Consider the following 16,367-nt stretch of genomic DNA (forward strand, 5'->3'; position numbering starts at 1 on the left):
CTGGACTAAACCTTGCGTTCCGCCCAGCCGTCCTTGGTCATCTGGCGGGCGCGACCAATCGCCAGGGCGCCATCCGCCACATCCTTGGTGATCGTTGACCCGGCACCGATGGTGGCGCGTTCACCGACGTTGATGGGGGCCACCAGCACGGAATTGGCACCGGTTTTGCTGTTGCTGCCGATCACGGTGCGGTGCTTGTTCACTCCGTCGTAGTTGGCGGTGATGGTTCCGGCCCCCACGTTGACCTTCTGCCCGAGTTGGGCGTCGCCGATATAGCTGAGGTGGTTCACCTTTGTGCCAGCCCCCAGCTGGCTTTTCTTCACCTCCACAAAGTTGCCGATGCGGCAGCCATCACCGACATCAGCGGCCGGCCGCAGGTGAGCAAAGGGACCGATGGCAACGTCGTTGCCGACGTTGGCCTCTCGCACCACGGAGTGCACCACACTGACGTTGGTCCCAACCGACGCGTCCTCGATCAGGCTGCCGGGCCCGATCCGGGAGTTGTCGCCGACCACGCAACGGCCGCGGAAGTGGGTTTGCGGTTCGATCACCACATCGCGGCCGAAGCTGCAGCCTTCGCTGAGGGTGCAGCTTTCGGGATCAACGAAGGTGACTCCTTCATCCATCCAGTGGTGGCGCAACCGTTGCTGCAGCAAGGCTTCGCACTGGGCCAGTTGCCGCCGGTTGTTGATGCCGTTCACCTCATCGGCATCGGCTACCTCCAGGTGCATGGCCTTCGGCAGCATCGCCACCGTGTCGGTGAGATAGAGCTCCCCCTGATCGTTGTCGGTGCTGAGCTTCGGCAGCACGTTGGCCAGGGCTGTCCAGTTGAAGCAGTAGATCCCGGCGTTGGTGAGGTTGTTGCTGCGTTGCTCGTCCGTGCAATCGCGATGCTCAATGATGCTGCTCACCTGGCCCTCGGCATCGGCGAACACACGCCCGTAACCGGTGGGATCTTCGAGCCGTGCTGTGAGCAGGGTGACATCGGCACCGCTGGCGCGATGCTGCTCGACCAGCGCTTCGACCGTTTCGCTCCTCAGCAGCGGAACATCACCATTGAGCACGAGCAGTTCGCCTTCAAAGCCTTGCAGCGAGGGGATCAGCTGTTGCACCGCATGGCCCGTGCCGTTCTGGGGCTGCTGCAGAACAAATTCCAGGCCTCCGAGCGGAGCCAGCTGCTGCTCCACTCGTTCGGCTTGATGCCCAACGATCAGCAGCCGCCGTTCCGGTTGCAGGTTGCCGGCACTGGCGAGAACCCGTTCCACCAGGGTGTCTCCTGCCAGCGGTTGGAGCACTTTTGGGAGTGCGCTCTTCATGCGGGTGCCTTTTCCAGCGGCCAGTACGGCTACGGCAAGCATGCGGAGCGAGGGGAAGACGGGCGGAATCTACCGGGCTCAGGACGGACTGTCTTTGCGCCAGCGCCTTTGCCAGGCATTGGTGGGTTCATAACCGCAATGCTCCTGTTCAAGGCGGCGGCGCTCAAGGATGTCTTCAGCTGTGGCGTTGCCCTGGGGATCACGAAATGGCACGGCCGCCCGGGTCTGCAGGTGTTCCCATTCCATCGCCGAGAGCTGGCGCCAACCGGGGCCCTTTGGAGGACACCCGGAGTCTGCGGGCGTGGCCATGGTGCCGCTGCTCCACCCCACCCGTTCGCCCGGGGCCGGCAGCAGGGAATGCAGACTCAAGCCCGCCCGCTTCAGGCTGGCCCGCACCGCGGCGGAACGGCTGTAGGTGAGCAACCGTCCCTGCGGAGCCAAGCGCTGCGCCAGCGCTCCCAGGAATTCCTCGCTCCACAGTTCCGGGCAGCGCTGGGGGGAGAAGGCGTCCAGCAGCACCAGATCAAAGCGAACGGGCTCGGGAATCTCCCGGAGCATCGATCGGGCATCGCCCCAGAGCTGGATCCCTTGGCTGTTGGGTTTTTGCCAGTTGTTGGGTTCTTTCCAGCAGCCCTGGTCGCGAATGGCTTCAAGTCTCGCCAGCACAGAGGCTGACCAGAGGGATTGGAAACTGGCCTGCTCCAAGGCTTGTTCCAAGGGCCGGCGGTCCAGCTCAAGCCCCCACCACTGCAGCTTCGGCTCTGCCGTCGGCAAGGCTTCCAGCACAGCGGCCGTGTTGTAGCCGAGCCCCAGGCACACATCCAGGATCCTTAAATCAGAGCCGCTTCTGAAGCGCTGCAGCTCAGCGGGTTGGACGAACTTGGCCCGGGCCTCATTCAGGGCTCCCGCCGAGTTGTGAAAGGCCTCGCCGAAGTGATCGCTGTGCAGGCTGAAGCTGCCATCCGCCGTCGGGTAGACGCGGAGCGCACCGAGCTCAGCAGCGGAGCCGTTCAAGTTCGACCCAGAACGAGGGATACGACACAGCTGCAGCTTCGCTCCTCGCCAGGCTTGAGTTGCCGTCGGCGAGCATGGCCGCCACGCCGAGGCTCATCGCCACCCGGTGATCGGTTTCGCTGTCCAGCATGGCTCCCTTGAGCGGTCGACCGCCGCGGATGGTCATGCCGTCCTCATGCTCATCAATGTCGGCACCCATGGCCTTGAGCTGACGCGCCATCACGGCCAGCCGATCGGTTTCCTTCACCCGCAGTTCAGACGCTCCACTGATCCGGCTTTCGCCCTCGCAGAAACAGGCGGCGACGCTGAGGATCGGCACCTCATCCACGAGGCGGGGCATGATCTGCTCGCCAAAGTTGAAGGGCTTCAATGGCCCGTGGGTCACCCGCAGATCGCCCACCGGTTCGCCCGCCACGTCACGGGGGTTGAGCACCTCGATCCGGGCACCCATCTGCTCCAGCACTTCAAGGATCCCGGTGCGTGTTGGATTCAGCCCCACGTTTTCGATGGTGAGATCGGCACCTGGAATCAGGGCTCCCGCCACAAGCCAGAAGGCCGCCGAGCTGATGTCACCAGGGACCACCACGTTCTGGCCCTGCAGGGTGGCGCCGGGACGCACGCTGATGTGCCGTCCCATTTCGCCGCCAACGGTGAGATCAGCTCCGAAGGCCTTCAGCATCCGCTCGCTGTGATCACGGGACTGGGCCGGTTCGATCACCGTGGTCGGGCTCTCGGCCGTGAGCGCAGCCAGAAGCAGGGCTGATTTCACTTGAGCACTGGCCACGGGCGTGCCGATCACCGTTCCTTTCAGCTGGCGCCCCTGCACCGCCAGCGGCGCCAGGTTGCCGCCATCACGGCCACGCACATCCGCACCCATCGAGGCCAACGGCTGGCCCACCCGACGCATCGGGCGGCGGCGCAGGGAGGCATCGCCATCCAGCACGAAGTGGCGACCGTCGCGGCCCGCCAGCAGGCCCAGCATTAATCGCATCGTGGTGCCGGAGTTGCCGCAGTCGAGCACTTCTGCTGGCTCATGCAATCCGTCGAGGCCAACCCCCTCCACGGTGACGATGCCGCCATCGGTGATCGGGCTGATCTTGACGCCCATGGCCCGCAGGCAGGCGGCGGTGCTCAGGGGGTCTTCGGCCGGGAGCAGACCATCAATGGTTGTGGTGCCCTCTGCGATGGCGCCGAACAGCAGCGATCGGTGCGAGATCGATTTATCGCCTGGCACCTTCACCCGTCCCTGGAGGCTTCCTCCGGCCTTGAGCTCACGGGGATCGTCGGATTGGCCTGTGCCGCTCAAGGTTGTTTTGTCGTTGGGCTGATCCTATTGGCCGGTCTTCAGGCCCTGAATCAGGCGATCGAGGGCATAGCCGAAGAGGCTGGGGTCGGGGTCGTCGGTGCCGAGGTCCTCCAGACCCAGCTCGGCCCAGCGGTCGCTGACCCGCTGTTCCAGATCCGCGGGACGGCTGAGGGGTTCGCCCCATTCGTGATTTTTCTCAGGTCCCACCTTGGTGGTGGCATCAATGGCCAGTCGTCCCCCCAGGCCCAACTGCTCGCTGGCGAAGTCCAGGGTGTCGAAGGGGGTGTTTTCCAGGGTGAACAGGTCGCGCTGGGGATCAACCTGGGCCGCAATGGCCCAGACCACCTGACGCGGGTCGCGCACGTTGATGTGACTGTCCACCACCACAACGAACTTGGTGTATGTGAATTGCGGCAGGGCACTCCAGAAGGCCATGGCAGCACGCTTGGCCTGCCCTGGATAGGCCTTGTCGATCGAGATCACCGCCAGCTTGTAGCTGAGCGCTTCCATCGGCAGGAAGAAGTCGGTGATCTCTGGGATCTGCTGCCGCAGGATCGGCGTGTAGATCCGGTTCAGCGCGATGGCCAGCATCGCTTCTTCCTTGGGAGGACGGCCGCTGAAGGTGGTGAGAAACACCGGATCCCGCCGTTGGGTCATGCAGTGGAAGCGCACCAGAGGTGAGTCCTCCACACCGCCGTAGAACCCCATGTGATCCCCGAAGGGGCCATCCGGCAGCACTTCACCGGGAGTGATCGTTCCCTCCAGAACCACTTCGCTGTGGCTGGGCACCTGCAGGTCGATGGTTTTGCAGGGGGCCAGACGAACCCCTTCTCCGGCATAGATGCCTGCGAACAGCCACTCGCTGAGTTGCACCGGGATCGGTGTGGCTGCGGCCATCACCAGCAGCGGGTGCACGCCGATGGCCACCGCCACCTCCAGCTTCTTGCCCATGGCGGCTGCCTTTCGCAGGTGGCGGGCACCACCGCGCACGCTCAACCAGTGCACGGTCATGGTGTTCACCGACTGCTTCTGAAGCCGGTAAACACCCACGTTGGGGACACCGGTTTCGGGGTCTTTGGTGATCACCAGTCCAAGCGTGATCACGCCCCCGGCATCCCCTGGCCAGGGCCGGATCAGGGGGATGTTGTCGAGATCAACCTCATCGCCACGGAACACCTGCTGACGGCAGGGGGGTGTGAGGTCGCGGTCGGGCTTGGCCTTGACCAGGTCCCAGAAGACCCGGGCGAACTGTTTGGTTTCCTCCAGGCCTTTGGGGGGGCGGGGTTGCTGCAGCAGGGCCAGGCGTGACCCCAGCTCCTCCAGCTGCTCGGCCCGTTCGAGGCCCATGCTCCACACCACCCGTTCCACGGTGCCGAGGGTGTTGACGGCCACCGGCATTGACGAGCCGATCACGTTCTCGAACAGAAGAGCGGGCCCCCCTTGGCTCAGCACCCGGTCGGCAATGGCCGCCAGCTCAAGGTCGGGATCCACCGGTGCTGTGATCCGGCGCAGCTGGCCGCGGTCCTCGAGCAGCTTGAGGAAGCCCCGCAGATCTCGGGTGGCCGGACCGGATTGGAACAGGGCCATGGGATGAGGGTCTCGGCGCAAGCGGTCTCGGTACTGTGTCGCACGCCGGTGTTCAGCGTGGCCATGCAGATCTCCTACTTCCATGTGCCGGCAGAGATGCCGCAGGACCTTCGCCCCGATGCGGCGGTGGTTATTGATGTGCTCCGGGCCACTACCACCATTGCCTGGGCGTTGCACAACGGTGCGGAGGCGGTGCAGGCCTTCGCCAGCCTCGACGATCTGCGTGCTGCTGCTGCGGCGTGGCCTGCCGATGCTCGGTTGCTCCTTGGTGAGCGAGGTGGGCAGATGCTCGAGGGGTTTGACCTGGGCAATTCACCCGTTGCCGTGACGCCGGAGCGCGTGGCTGGCAAGCGTCTGTTCATGAGCACCACCAATGGCACCCGGGCGCTCGATCGTGTCCGCGAGGTCCCCCTGCTGCTAACGGCGGCGTTGCCGAACCGTGAAGCCGTGGCCCAGCGCTTGCTGGCGAAACAACCCAGCCACGTGGCGATTGTCGGCAGCGGTTGGGAGGGGGCCTATTCCCTCGAGGATTCCCTGGCCGCTGGTGCCTTGGGCCATCGCTTGCTGGAGCTGGATTCCACGGGCAGCCGTGCCGCCAACGACGAACTCACGGCAGCCGTCTCCCTCTGGCGTCAGTGGCGATCTGAACCGGAGGCTTGTCTTCGCACGGCGAGCCATGGTCAGCGCTTGATTCGCCTGGGCGATCACGACGCGGATTTCCGCTGCTGTGCTGGCCTCGATCAGCTCAGTGTCGTTCCGACACAGGTCGAGCCCGGAGTGCTTCGGGCGGCCTGACCCTCACTAAAGTTCGCTCATCTGATCAGTGCATGTGAGCGACTTCCTGGCGGCTGCTGTCCAGCTGACGAGCGGTCAGGACCCGGAGCTCAACTTCAATGCAGCTGAAGAGCAGATCGATCTGGCTGCCCGCCGTGGTGCTGAGCTGATCGGTCTCCCGGAGAACTTCGCTTTCATGGGCGAAGACAGCCGGCGCCTGGAGCTGGCTCCCACTCTGGCGGAGCAGAGCAGTCGCTTCCTGGTGACCATGGCGCGTCGCTATCAGGTGGCGCTGCTGGGTGGTGGCTTTCCTGTGCCGGTGGGTGACGGATCGCGAACCCTGAACCGCGCTGAGCTTGTCGACCGTGACGGCATGCTCCTGGGCCGTTACGACAAGATTCACCTCTTCGATGTCGACCTGCCGGACGGCAACACCTACCGCGAGTCGGCAACGGTGAACCCAGGCAGGGATCTGCCTCCGGTTGTTGAGATTCCTGGTCTCTGCAAAGTGGGGCTGTCCATTTGCTACGACGTGCGGTTTCCTGAGCTCTATCGCCATCTCGTCGGTGCCGGCGCAGACCTGTTGATGATTCCTGCGGCATTCACGGCCTTCACCGGAAAAGACCACTGGCAGGTGCTTCTGCAGGCCAGGGCCATTGAAAACACGGCCTATGTCCTCGCTCCGGCTCAGACCGGTGTCCACCACGGTCGCCGTCAGAGCCATGGACACGCCCTGGTGATTGATCCCTGGGGAACGGTCCTCGCGGATGCGGGTGTCTTGGCGGGAGCCGCCATTGCTCCGGTGAACACCAACCACCTCGGTCATGTTCGGGGTCAGATGCCGAGCCTTCGGCACCGCCAACCCACGCTGTTCTGAGCGCCATGGCTCCGGCCTCGTCCCGACGGATGGCCTGGCTTCTGGCCGCAGCCCTGCAGTGCACGGCCTTCACCCAGGCGTTGCCTGCCCGAGCCGCCAGTGCCTTGGCCGCCTGGGCCTTCACCGAGGAGGGGGTTCTCAAGCTGCGCACCAGCCGGAACGCTCGCTTGGAGGCGTTTTTTCAGGCCGCCAGCGATGGCCGCGGCACCAGGGTCTGGATTGACATACCAGGTGAGCTGAGATTCCCGCGGCGCCTGGCGGGACGCGGTGCCGTCCGTGAGATCCGGCTGGGCAAACCCCGCGCGGGTGCCACCCGTCTGGTGGTGGAATTCCGCCCTGATGTGGATCTCAACCCCAACGATCTGCGCCTGCGCGGAACCGCTCCGGACCGTTGGGAACTGGTGTTCACAGGCCTGCCCACCCGCGGCTTGGATGATTTCGGTGAAGGCGACCTCAGCGGTCGTGCCACGGCCTGGCTCCCACCGGGTGGCTTCGGTCCCACCCGCACGCCGGTGGATCCTTCCGGGCTGCCCACTGTGGCCCGCAACCGCTATCGCATCGTGATCGACCCCGGTCATGGGGGGCCTGATCCGGGGGCCATCGGCATCGGCGGTCTGCGCGAGACCGACGTGGTTTTGGATGTTTCGCTTCAGGTGGCCGACCTTCTGCGGGCGAGGGGCGTGGACGTGCGCTTGACCCGCACCCGTGAAGTGGATGTGGACCTGCCGCCGCGGGTGTCCCTGGCGAACCGCAGTGGGGCCACGGCCTTCGTGAGCATCCATGCCAATGCCCTGAGCATGAACCGTCCGGATGTGAACGGGATCGAGACGTTCTTCTTCTCGGACCCCCGTTCTGGACGCCTCGCGTCCTATCTGCAGCAGCAGATGATGGATGTGTCCCCCGGAACACCGAACCGCGGCGTCAGACGTGGTCGCTTCTTCGTGATCCGGCGCAGCACCATGCCTTCGGCTCTGGTGGAGATGGGATTCGTCACCGGGGCGATTGATGCGCCGCGTCTGGCCAAGGCCGACCATCGCCGCCGCCTGGCCTTGGCTCTGGCGGCCGGCATCCTCAACTACCTCAAGCAGGAGGTGCGATGACGAAGCAACTGCTGGGGTTCTTCGACAGCGGCCTCGGTGGTCTGACGGTTCTGCGTCGGGTGCTCGAACGCCATGGACCGGTGCCCTGCGTCTACCTCGGTGACACGGCCCGGGTTCCCTATGGCAACCGTCAATCGGATGACATCCGGCGCATCGCCGCAGAAGTGGTGGGTTGGTTGCGCGACCAACAGGTCTCCACCGTGGTGATGGCCTGCAACACCACCAATGCCCTGGCGAGGGATGTGGCCGAGGGCCAGGCCGGGGTGCCGGTGATCGGTCTGATCGGCGCCGCCGCAGCGATGTTGGGAACGCGCCGTGTTGGCGTGCTGGCCACACCAGCCACCGTGGCCTCCTCGGCCTACCGGGCCAGCATCGAAGCGCTTCATCCCGGCTCGGTGGTGATCGAGCAGGCCTGTCCTGCCTTTGTGCCTTTGATCGAAGCCGGCGAGATGAACAGCGACGACCTGCGTCGTGCGGCCCAGGCCTATCTCGAACCCCTGCTGGCAGCCTCCGTGGACTCGATCGTTCTGGGTTGCACCCATTACCCGTTATTGGTGCCGCTGTTGCGTCAGCTGCTGCCGGAGGCGGTCCAGATCATTGACCCGGCCATCGGCGTGGCCCGTCAACTGGATGCCGTTCTGGGGCCACCGGCGAAGATCTCGCCGGCTCCAAGGCCGTTTTCCCTGGAGAGCTGCCGCTTCTGCGTCACCGCAGACCCCGATGGCTTCGCTGTGCGCGCCACCCCCTGGCTGGGCCAGCGGCCTGCCGTCAGCCTTCAGCTGCTGCAGGACTGAGCGTGGGACCACTAGGATCGCGGCGCCGAGGGGAGTCATGAGCACCGTTACCGAGCTACTCCAACCGGTAGAGACAGATCTTGAAACCCTGCTCGGAGACCTGCGCAGCCTGATCGGGGCAGGTCACCCCATCCTCCAGGCCGCCGCCGAGCATCTGTTCAGTGCCGGCGGCAAGCGGTTGCGCCCCGGCATCGTTCTGCTTCTGTCGCGGGCTCTATCCCCTCAGGGAGAGCTCACGCCCCGCCACCGCCGCCTGGCTGAGATCACTGAAATGATCCACACGGCCTCGCTCGTTCACGACGATGTGGTGGATGAGGCGTCCACCCGGCGCGGGGTGGACACGGTCCACAGCCGGTTCGATGCCCGGGTTGCTGTTCTTGCCGGCGACTTCCTCTTCGCTCAGGCCAGCTGGCACCTTGCCAATCTCGATGACCTCGACGTGGTCAAGCTGCTCAGCCGCGTGATCATGGATCTTGCGGATGGGGAGGTGAAGCAGGGCCTCTACCGCTTCGACACGGCCCAAACCTTTGAGACCTACCTCGAAAAGAGCTACTGCAAGACGGCTTCCCTGATTGCCAACAGCTGCCGTGCTGCAGGCGTGCTCAGCGGCTGCTCACCCTCCCAGCTCGACAGCCTCTATCAATTCGGTCGCCAGTTGGGCCTGGCCTTCCAGGTGGTGGATGACATCCTCGATTTCACCGGGAGCGACCAGCAGCTCGGCAAGCCGGCTGCCAGTGATCTCGCCAGCGGCTATCTCACGGCTCCCACCTTTTATGCCCTTGAGGAGCATCCATCGCTGCAGCCGTTGATCGATCGCCAGTTCTCCGAGCCCGGTGACCTGGACAAGGCTCTGGAGATGGTGCGGGCCTCCAAGGCGATTGAACGCACCCGTGAGCTGGCGGAAACCTTTGCCCGCGAATCCCGGGAATCGATCGCTTGGCTGCCGGAGTCTGCGGCGCAACGCGCCTTGATGGAACTGCCGGACTTTGTCCTCAGCCGCCTGTACTGAGCTGCGACTTCAAGTCAACAGCTTCCACACAACAGCCAGGCTGTTGATGGCACAGGGGTTGGTGTTCAGGTCGGGTTGGTCTGAGCCCTTGGGGCTCACCAGCCAGACCTGACACCCAGCGCCAAGGGCCGATTTGCTGCCGGCCTGGGAATCCTCCAGGGCCCAGCAGTTGCTTGGGTTGAGCCCCAAGCGGTGGGCAGCAAGCCGAAAGGGTGCGGGGTCGGGTTTGCCCGCGTTGAGCTCGGGATCGTCGCCATAGACCCGTTCCTGGATTAGCTCCAGCCAGGGATGGGGTGCTGCCTTGAACGCAACGGCCTCGTTGCTGCTGCTGGTGACCAGTGCCATGGGGATGCCCCGGTTGTGGCAATGCGCTACCAGCTCCTGCGCGGCAGGCATCGGGGCAGCATCCGGAAGCAGGGCACGCACGATCGGCTGCTGCACCGCCAACAGCGCATCCGCGCCCACCGGTTTCGCCAGCCATGCATCCACCTGGGCCGCACAGTCGAGCCGTCGACGGCCCTTCAGCTGCATCAACTGGGCCTCGCTCAGCTGGGTGCCGAAGTGGGCCGCGGCTTCCCACCAGCCCCGGCCATGCAGCGGCTCGGTGTCGAGCAGAAGCCCATCCAGATCGAACAGGCAAGCGGCAGGTGGCAGTTTCATCCCGGGATGGCGATGCCCAGCTCAATCCTTTCGCATCGACTGCATCATCGTCCGACGGATTGATACGGGACCTGGATCAAGCGGGGTCCTGCTCCTTACCCTTCCAGGAGAAGTACTGGGCAGTCTGCTGTGACCGACGCCAACACCACCATCGAAAGCGTGCTGCAGGAGCAGCGGGTGTTCGAGCCGCCAGCAGACACCGCCGCCAAAGCGCGCATCGGCAGCCTCGAGGCCTACCGGGCCATGGCCGATGCCGCCAAAAACGATCCTGATGCCTTCTGGGGTGAGGCCGCCTCTCGAGAACTGCATTGGTTCGAGCCCTTCCACACCGTGCTCGATTGGTCGAATCCTCCGTTCGCGCGCTGGTTTGAGGGCGGCACCACCAATCTCTCCTACAACTGCCTGGACCGTCATCTCGATGGGCCAACGGCGCAGAAGACAGCGTTGATCTGGGAAGGAGAACCGGGGGATGTGCGCCGTTTCACCTACCAGGAACTGCATGCCGAGGTGTGCAAAGCCGCCAATGGCCTCAAGGCCATGGGCATCGGCAAGGGTGACCTTGTGGCGCTCTACATGCCGATGGTGCCTGAGGCGGCGATCGCCATGCTCGCCTGCGCGCGCATCGGTGCACCCCATTCAGTGGTGTTCGGCGGCTTTTCCGCCGAAGCCCTGAGGGATCGGCTCAACGATGGTGAAGTGAAAGCGGTGATCACCGCTGATGGCGGCTTCCGCAAAGACAAGCCGGTGTCACTCAAGCCCGCGGTAGATGCGGCGCTGGCCAATGGCGCCTGCCCCTCGGTGACCGGCGTGCTTGTGGTGCAGCGCACCAAGCAGGACGTGGAGATGGTTTCCGGTCGTGATCAGTGGTGGCATGACCTGGTGGAGGGTCAGAGTGCCGACTGCCCCGCTGAGCCGATGGCCAGCGAGGACCGCCTGTTCGTGCTGTATACCTCCGGCTCCACCGGCAAGCCCAAGGGCGTTGTTCACACCACCGCCGGCTACAACCTCTGGGCGCACCTCACCTTCCAGTGGATCTTCGACATCCGGGATGAGGATGTCTTCTGGTGTACGGCCGATGTGGGTTGGATCACCGGCCACAGCTACATCGTCTACGGCCCCTTGTCGAACGGTGCCACGACGGTGATGTACGAGGGTGCGCCGCGACCGTCCAAGCCCGGTGCCTTCTGGGAGTTGATCCAGAAACACAAGATCTCGATCTTCTACACGGCTCCCACCGCAATCCGGGCGTTCATGAAGAGTGGCCGCTCCGTTCCGGATCAATTCGACATGAGCAGCCTTCGCCTGCTCGGCACCGTCGGCGAACCGATCAATCCGGAGGCCTGGATGTGGTATCGCGACGTGATTGGAGGCAACCGCTGCCCGATCGTCGACACCTGGTGGCAGACCGAAACCGGCGGGGTGATGATCAGCCCCCTGCCGGGGGCAACGCCCACCAAGCCGGGCTCCGCCACCCTGCCCCTGCCCGGCATTCAGGCCGACATCATCGATGCGGAAGGCAACAGCTGCGGTGCCGATGAAGGCGGCTACCTGGCGGTGCGTGCCCCCTGGCCTGGAATGATGCGCACCGTGCATGGCAACCCCCAACGCTTCCGCGAAAGCTATTGGGAGCACATCCGTCCTGCCGATGGGTCCTACCTCTATTTCGCCGGGGATGGTGCCCGGCGGGATGCCGATGGCTACTTCTGGGTGATGGGTCGCGTCGATGACGTGATCAACGTCTCAGGCCACCGTCTCGGCACGATGGAAATTGAATCAGCGCTGGTCAGTCACCCTGCGGTGGCTGAGGCGGCCGTCGTGGGTCGGCCCGACGACCTCAAGGGCGAAGGCATCGTGGCCTTCGTCACCCTGGAGGCGGGACGCGAGGGCGATGACGCCCTGGTGAAGGAGTTGCGCGCCCACGTGGGAACGGAAATCGGTCCGATTGCCCGACCGGACGAGATCCGTTGCAGTGATGCCCTGCCCAAGACCCGCAGCGGCAAGATCATGCGCCGGATCCTGCGGGCCCTGGCGGCGGGTCAGGAGGTGAGTGGCGACACCAGCACCCTGGAAGATCGCTCCGTGCTGGATCGCCTCAGGGCCTGATCGCCTGGCCGATGGTTCGGCTCAGCTGACGGATGACCGCCACCCGCCTGGGGTCATCCGCCCAGTCTCCGAGAAAGCTGCGCCGCAGCCCTGCACTGGCTGGGGTGAGGTGATCGCCGGGCAGCTCCAGGGTTGAGCTGGCGTCGGAAGCACGTTCTCGCAGGGCCTGGATCAGATCGCCGCTTTGATCCAGTTCATCGCGCCCGAAGCGCACCACCAGGTTCCGCTCCTGTTGGTAGTGGCGGCTGATCAAGCGAAGCGTTTCAGCTGGGCTTGGGCTGAACTCGGTTTCCACCCCGAGCCTTGGTGCCAGTTCCCCCAGGAGCGGAATCGAGCGATCGGCGTTGAAGTTGTTGAAGCTCAGGGCCACCAGAGCCCTGCTGCCCCGACCCCCATCGGGGGCCAGCAGGTGAAGCTTGCATCCCAGGCTGTGGCCAAGCCGCAGCGGAGCCCCAAAGGTCCCGCAGCGCTCCTCAAGTTGGCGACGCGCAGAGCGGAAGGCACTCCAGGCATCGCGGGCCTGACGTTGATGATCGAACCCGGGCACATAGGCCCAGGCATGCACCGCAAACCCATCCGCCGCCAGCTCTTCCAGCAGCCTGCGGTAGCTGATCTGGGGGGTGGCCGCCAGATAGCTTCCACCGATGAATTCGATCAATCCCGTGGGTTCGGCCGGCCGCAGTTGCCAGATCGAGCCCAGCTGACGCCAGTTGGCCATGCTCAACCGCGCAGCTGATTCAGCACTTGCTGTGCTTCACGCACGTGGGCCGGGCCATCCAGGAGTTTGCTGAAGGTGTGGCGGATCACTCCCTCGCCATCAACGATGTAGGTGACGCGACCGGGCAGCAGGCCAAGGGCTTTGGGCACACCCATCTCGCGGCGCAGGGCGTTGTTGCGGTCGCACAGCAGCGGAAACGTGAGGTTGTGGCGGCTGGCGAAACGGCGGTGGCTGACGGCGTCATCACCGCTGATGCCCCAGACCTCTGCATCGAGGGCAGCAAAGCTCTCTGCGTTGTCGCGGAAGCTGCAGGCTTCAGCTGTGCAGCCAGGTGTGTCGTCCTTGGGATAGAAGAACAGCACCAGCCAGCGGCCCTGCACCGAAGCGGGAGTGCGAAGGTCGCCGTTCTGATCCTCCAGGCTGAAGGAGGGGAGCCGGTCGCCGATCTCGAGGGCCATTCGATTGAAATGAAGAGGTTGAACCCTAGGTAGCAGGCACCTTGCCCGGGGCGGGAGAATCAGGGGCGGGAGGAGTCACTGCGCCATGCCTGAACAGCTCGATTTGCTTGCGGGATTTTCAAGGCCTCAGGCGGAGCCCCAAACAGCGGCAATACCGATGCCTGCTCCGCCAGCCGCTGAACCCGAGGCCAAGGCTGATCAGCCCGAGGACGCGCCAAATGCCTCACCCACCACCCTGCTGATCATCGACACCGAAACCTCCGGTCTGGATCCGCAGCAGGACCAATGCCTGGAGGTGGGCTGCATTTTGTTTGATGTGCCGAGTCGTTCGGTGCTGGCCCAGCAATCGTTTCTCCTGCCGGTGGACTCCAACGCGGCAGAGGCGATCAACCGGATCCCCGCCGCCGTCACCCGCAGGCCCCAGCCCTGGCGGGAGGCGCTGGTGTGGTTTGAGCATCTGCTTGAAGCTGCCGATCTGCTGGTGGCCCATAACGCGGCCTTCGATCGCCAGTGGTTTGGTCTCGGCGTTGTGCCGGCCACCGCAACACCGTGGCTCTGCACTATGGAAGACATCCGCTGGCCGGCGGAGCGTCAGCTGCGTTCGCGGCCGTCGGTGCGGGACCTGGCCCTGGCCTACGGCGTTCCGGTCTGGGCGGCCCACCGCGCCCTCAGCGATTGCATCTACATCGCGGAAGTCTTCGCCCGCTGCGACGATCTTGAGCAGCTGTTGGAGCGGGGCCTGGAACCCCGCCAGTTGATGCGTGCCCGGGTGTCGTTCGACGAACGCCACCTCGCCAAAGCAGCGGGTTTCCGTTGGAACGATCCGATCAAGGGGGCCTGGACCCGTCGTTTGAGCGATCGTGAGGTGGCGGAGCTGGAGTTTCCGGTCGCTCCCGTTGAGCTCGAAGCCGATCGCCTCAGCGCCTGAGCCTGCGCATTTGCTTCAGCACTCCGAAGCGTCTGGGTGATTTTGCAGAGAGTGCTGCTGAACGCAGCAGGCTGAAGCCATGACGGCTTTTCTGCATCCCCATCAACGCCCCATCCGCTCCCGCCTGCGTCAATGGCAGCAGGTGCGCACCTGGGCGCGTTTGATTCGTGAAGCCGAAGCGCTCTGGCATGTGGATGTGCGTGCCCTGCGACGCATGGGGGCGGATGAACTCAGCCAGTTGATTGAGGAGGTTCCCTCCCCCCACCGCAAGCGGGTGAACCGCTGGCTGCGCTGTTACGCGGTGGCCACGCGGCTCACCGTTGCATCCACCGTTCTGCCCACCACCTGAAGGTGGACCGATTTAGGCAGTTGTTAGAGGGCTCTTAACCCAAGCTCTCCTGCTCCGCGAGAGGATGGGCTAAATCACACAAACGGTTTTGGCACGTCGTTCCCTTGTTGTTTCAAGCCTGAGCGTCCTCGCTGTTGGCCTCGCCGCCTGTGGTGGCAGCTCCAGTGTGTCCAGCCTCAATGCGGCGGGAGCATCCTTCCCCGCCAAGGTGTACCAGAGTTGGTTTGCCGATCTGGCCGGCTCCGGTGGAATCAAGGTGAACTACCAAGCGGTGGGTTCCGGTTCCGGTCGCAAAGCCTTCATTGATGGCACCGTGGATTTCGCCGCTTCGGACGACCCGATCAAAGAGGCCGATCGCAAGCAGGTGAGCCAGGGAGTGGTTCAGATCCCGATGGTGGGCGGAACCATTGCCTTCGGATACAACAAGCCCGGTTGCGAGCTTCAACTCACCCAGCAACAGGCTGTGGAGGTGGCCACGGGCGGCATCAGCGATTGGAAGGAGCTGGGCTGCGAAGCAGGCACGATCACCTGGGTGCATCGCTCCGATGGCTCCGGCACCACCAAGGCCTTCGCCGATTCCATGCAGGCCTTCTCAACCGATTGGACCCTCGGCAGCGGCAAATCGGTGAAGTGGCCAGCGGGCGTAGGGGCCAAGGGCAATTCCGGGGTGGCCGGAGTGATCGAGAACCGTGAGGGTGCGATCGGTTACGTGAATCAGTCGTACATCAAGGGGAATGTGAAGGCTGCTGCGCTGCAGAACAAATCCGGTGAATTCCTCCAGCCCTCCGTGGAGGCCGGTGCCAAAGCTCTCAACGGCATTGAGCTTGATGAGCATCTGGCGGGCAGCAATCCCAACCCCGAGGCAGCTGGGGCCTACCCCATCGCCACACTCACCTGGGTGCTGGCCTATGCCAACGGCAATGGCGCCAAGGCCGAGGCTGTGCGGGACGTCTTCAACTACATGCTGGAAGATTCCACCCAGGAGCGGGCGGCGGCCCTGGGCTTTGTGCCTCTGCGGGGCAGCATCCTCGAAAAATCCCGCAGTGCGGTGGCGAGCATTCAGCCCTGAAAACCTCTTCTTTCGGTGAATGAAAAGCCCCGGTTTGGACAGTCCGAACCGGGGCTTTTTGGAGCTGCTCGCCAAGGACTTTGGCGAACCCTGTGAGGCCGGGTTGCGGCTCAACCTTCGCCTGACCCATCAGGAGATCGCCAGTGCCCTCAGCACCACACGGGTGACCGTGACCCGCGTGTTGGGGCAGTTGCGGGATGAAGGCTGGCTTCAGATTGATGCCTCCAGGCATCTGATGGTGACCGGCGCTGGCCGCCGCTGAAGACAAAAAAAGAACCGGCGAAAACGCCGGCTCAATCCCTGAA

At 64.4% G+C, this 16,367-nt stretch carries 16 protein-coding genes and 1 pseudogene; 10 read left to right on the plus strand and 7 right to left on the minus strand.

Translation table 11 applies throughout. The features are described 5' to 3' along the window. Positions 1 to 5: 5 nt before the first annotated feature. Genes glmU through DXY35_RS09815 form a run of 4 tightly spaced genes read right to left on the minus strand, consistent with a single transcriptional unit; the run spans position 6 to position 5,223 of the window. A complete protein-coding gene (gene glmU / locus DXY35_RS09800) occupies positions 6 to 1,358 on the minus strand; it encodes a bifunctional UDP-N-acetylglucosamine diphosphorylase/glucosamine-1-phosphate N-acetyltransferase GlmU (RefSeq protein ID WP_115082137.1) in 1,353 nt (450 codons plus the stop codon). A gap of 36 nt (positions 1,359 to 1,394) precedes the next feature. Next, the gene (locus DXY35_RS09805; protein WP_115082138.1) at positions 1,395 to 2,330 is read right to left on the minus strand and encodes a tRNA (5-methylaminomethyl-2-thiouridine)(34)-methyltransferase MnmD; all 936 of its coding nucleotides are present in this window, start codon (positions 2,328 to 2,330) and stop codon (positions 1,395 to 1,397) included. Continuing rightward, positions 2,311 to 3,636, minus strand: coding sequence for a 3-phosphoshikimate 1-carboxyvinyltransferase (aroA, locus tag DXY35_RS09810; protein ID WP_115082139.1), 1,326 nt, complete (start codon positions 3,634 to 3,636; stop codon positions 2,311 to 2,313). The genes DXY35_RS09805 and aroA overlap by 20 nt, the downstream gene beginning before the upstream one ends. Before the next feature lie 24 nt (positions 3,637 to 3,660). Then, positions 3,661 to 5,223, minus strand: a complete 1,563-nt coding sequence (locus DXY35_RS09815) for a UbiD family decarboxylase (RefSeq protein ID WP_115082140.1) — start codon at positions 5,221 to 5,223, stop codon at positions 3,661 to 3,663. Between the two features lie 63 nt (positions 5,224 to 5,286). On the opposite strand from DXY35_RS09815, the gene DXY35_RS09820 reads away from it, so the two are divergent. The 5 genes from DXY35_RS09820 to sds are packed head-to-tail and all read left to right on the plus strand — an operon-like array spanning position 5,287 to position 9,777. After that, positions 5,287 to 6,018 (plus strand): 2-phosphosulfolactate phosphatase family protein, encoded by a 732-nt coding sequence (locus DXY35_RS09820; protein WP_115082141.1) that lies wholly within the window; start codon positions 5,287 to 5,289, stop codon positions 6,016 to 6,018. 34 nt (positions 6,019 to 6,052) lie between these two features. Then, complete coding sequence (locus DXY35_RS09825; protein WP_115082142.1) at positions 6,053 to 6,874, plus strand: carbon-nitrogen hydrolase family protein; 822 nt, start codon at positions 6,053 to 6,055, stop codon at positions 6,872 to 6,874. Positions 6,875 to 6,879: 5 nt separating this feature from the next. Further along, positions 6,880 to 7,974: an N-acetylmuramoyl-L-alanine amidase gene (locus DXY35_RS09830; RefSeq protein ID WP_115082143.1), complete on the plus strand. Its 1,095-nt coding sequence runs from the start codon at positions 6,880 to 6,882 to the stop codon at positions 7,972 to 7,974. Further along, positions 7,971 to 8,768 carry a glutamate racemase gene (murI, locus tag DXY35_RS09835; RefSeq protein ID WP_115082144.1) on the plus strand — a complete coding sequence of 266 codons (798 nt, stop codon included), beginning with the start codon at positions 7,971 to 7,973 and terminating at the stop codon, positions 8,766 to 8,768. Before DXY35_RS09830 ends, murI begins: the two co-directional genes overlap by 4 nt. Before the next feature lie 37 nt (positions 8,769 to 8,805). After that, on the plus strand, positions 8,806 to 9,777 hold the full coding sequence (gene sds, locus DXY35_RS09840) for a solanesyl diphosphate synthase (protein ID WP_115008902.1): 972 nt from the start codon (positions 8,806 to 8,808) through the stop codon (positions 9,775 to 9,777). Positions 9,778 to 9,786: 9 nt separating this feature from the next. Here sds and DXY35_RS09845 read toward each other — a convergent pair whose 3' ends face one another. Then, positions 9,787 to 10,437, minus strand: coding sequence for an HAD family phosphatase (locus DXY35_RS09845; RefSeq protein WP_115082145.1), 651 nt, complete (start codon positions 10,435 to 10,437; stop codon positions 9,787 to 9,789). A gap of 129 nt (positions 10,438 to 10,566) precedes the next feature. Between DXY35_RS09845 and acs the strand changes: the two genes are divergently transcribed. Next, positions 10,567 to 12,540, plus strand: coding sequence for an acetate--CoA ligase (gene acs, locus DXY35_RS09850; RefSeq protein WP_115082146.1), 1,974 nt, complete (start codon positions 10,567 to 10,569; stop codon positions 12,538 to 12,540). On the opposite strand, the gene DXY35_RS09855 is transcribed toward acs, so the two are convergent. Together DXY35_RS09855 and DXY35_RS09860 are read right to left on the minus strand one after the other, a co-directional pair. Further along, positions 12,530 to 13,258: a DUF1350 family protein gene (locus DXY35_RS09855; protein WP_115082147.1), complete on the minus strand. Its 729-nt coding sequence runs from the start codon at positions 13,256 to 13,258 to the stop codon at positions 12,530 to 12,532. The genes acs and DXY35_RS09855 overlap by 11 nt on opposite strands. A 2-nt stretch (positions 13,259 to 13,260) precedes the next feature. Beyond that, entirely contained in the window at positions 13,261 to 13,716 is a 456-nt protein-coding gene (locus DXY35_RS09860; protein WP_115082148.1) for a peroxiredoxin, read from the minus strand. Between the two features lie 85 nt (positions 13,717 to 13,801). On the opposite strand from DXY35_RS09860, the gene DXY35_RS09865 reads away from it, so the two are divergent. The 4 genes and pseudogenes from DXY35_RS09865 to DXY35_RS09880 all read left to right on the plus strand — a co-directional run. Continuing rightward, the gene (locus tag DXY35_RS09865) at positions 13,802 to 14,644 is read left to right on the plus strand and encodes a 3'-5' exonuclease (RefSeq protein ID WP_115082149.1); all 843 of its coding nucleotides are present in this window, start codon (positions 13,802 to 13,804) and stop codon (positions 14,642 to 14,644) included. A gap of 79 nt (positions 14,645 to 14,723) precedes the next feature. Continuing rightward, on the plus strand, positions 14,724 to 14,993 hold the full coding sequence (locus tag DXY35_RS09870; protein ID WP_115082150.1) for a hypothetical protein: 270 nt from the start codon (positions 14,724 to 14,726) through the stop codon (positions 14,991 to 14,993). An 88-nt stretch (positions 14,994 to 15,081) separates the two neighbouring features. Next, positions 15,082 to 16,062 carry a phosphate ABC transporter substrate-binding protein PstS gene (pstS, locus tag DXY35_RS09875; protein WP_115082151.1) on the plus strand — a complete coding sequence of 327 codons (981 nt, stop codon included), beginning with the start codon at positions 15,082 to 15,084 and terminating at the stop codon, positions 16,060 to 16,062. 49 nt (positions 16,063 to 16,111) lie between these two features. Next, positions 16,112 to 16,324 (plus strand): annotated as a pseudogene (locus tag DXY35_RS09880) (replication/maintenance protein RepL); the annotation flags it as partial. Positions 16,325 to 16,367: the final 43 nt, after the last annotated feature.

Source organism: Synechococcus sp. N32, assembly GCF_900473895.1.
In the GTDB taxonomy this organism is placed as follows: domain Bacteria; phylum Cyanobacteriota; class Cyanobacteriia; order PCC-6307; family Cyanobiaceae; genus Parasynechococcus.

Coding starts and splice junctions, on each gene's coding strand:
- DXY35_RS09855 (WP_115082147.1), bottom strand. CDS start 13,258: ATGGCCAACTGGCGTCAGCTGGGCTCGATCTGGCAACTGCGGCCGGCC.
- DXY35_RS09870 (WP_115082150.1), top strand. CDS start 14,724: ATGACGGCTTTTCTGCATCCCCATCAACGCCCCATCCGCTCCCGCCTG.
- sds (WP_115008902.1), top strand. CDS start 8,806: ATGAGCACCGTTACCGAGCTACTCCAACCGGTAGAGACAGATCTTGAA.
- murI (WP_115082144.1), top strand. CDS start 7,971: ATGACGAAGCAACTGCTGGGGTTCTTCGACAGCGGCCTCGGTGGTCTG.
- glmU (WP_115082137.1), bottom strand. CDS start 1,358: ATGCTTGCCGTAGCCGTACTGGCCGCTGGAAAAGGCACCCGCATGAAG.
- DXY35_RS09865 (WP_115082149.1), top strand. CDS start 13,802: ATGCCTGAACAGCTCGATTTGCTTGCGGGATTTTCAAGGCCTCAGGCG.
- DXY35_RS09845 (WP_115082145.1), bottom strand. CDS start 10,437: ATGAAACTGCCACCTGCCGCTTGCCTGTTCGATCTGGATGGGCTTCTG.
- DXY35_RS09830 (WP_115082143.1), top strand. CDS start 6,880: ATGGCTCCGGCCTCGTCCCGACGGATGGCCTGGCTTCTGGCCGCAGCC.
- DXY35_RS09860 (WP_115082148.1), bottom strand. CDS start 13,716: ATGGCCCTCGAGATCGGCGACCGGCTCCCCTCCTTCAGCCTGGAGGAT.
- DXY35_RS09815 (WP_115082140.1), bottom strand. CDS start 5,223: ATGGCCCTGTTCCAATCCGGTCCGGCCACCCGAGATCTGCGGGGCTTC.
- DXY35_RS09820 (WP_115082141.1), top strand. CDS start 5,287: ATGCAGATCTCCTACTTCCATGTGCCGGCAGAGATGCCGCAGGACCTT.